Below are 393 nucleotides of genomic sequence, written 5' to 3'. Positions count from 1 at the left end.
AATTGGGCGTTATATTTTTTTCAGTTTCAGTGTTTACAAGGATTTAATATGAATTTGGATAAAGCTAAGAAACGTATCGCGAAACAGGTCAAAAAAGGATTTAAAGGTTACCCTCAAATCACATTATCTTACTTCGGTGAAAGGTCTGACTTTGCAAATGAAGTGGTTGTTCAGTTTCTTCTTGGCGAGGAATCAGAGGTTCAAGAAGAGCGTTTTTCAAGTGAAACTGATGTTAGAGAAAATGAGGTAATTCAATCTGCCTTGGTTAAAATTATCGAACGAGCCAATGCGAATTCAGTTATTGAAATTGAGGGTGTATCAATTCGTTAGTCACGTATTTACCTGACTTTAACTGATTGATACGAAATGAAAAATCTAACAAACAATTTAAGA

1 protein-coding gene is annotated in these 393 nt (G+C 34.1%); it reads left to right on the top strand.

Annotated features, from left to right (window positions below; all coding sequences use genetic code 11):
* Window positions 1-48: 48 nt before the first annotated feature.
* Window positions 49-330, top strand: a complete 282-nt coding sequence (locus FCV43_RS16950; RefSeq protein ID WP_136995837.1) for a hypothetical protein — start codon at window positions 49-51, stop codon at window positions 328-330.
* The last annotated feature ends 63 nt before the right edge of the window (window positions 331-393 follow it).

The organism is Vibrio genomosp. F6 (genome assembly GCF_005146325.1).
In the GTDB taxonomy this organism is placed as follows: domain Bacteria; phylum Pseudomonadota; class Gammaproteobacteria; order Enterobacterales; family Vibrionaceae; genus Vibrio; species Vibrio cortegadensis.
Note: the sequence above shows the minus strand (reverse complement) of the source record. Positions and strands in the feature narration are given on the sequence as shown.

Coding starts and splice junctions, on each gene's coding strand:
- FCV43_RS16950 (WP_136995837.1), top strand. CDS start 49: ATGAATTTGGATAAAGCTAAGAAACGTATCGCGAAACAGGTCAAAAAA.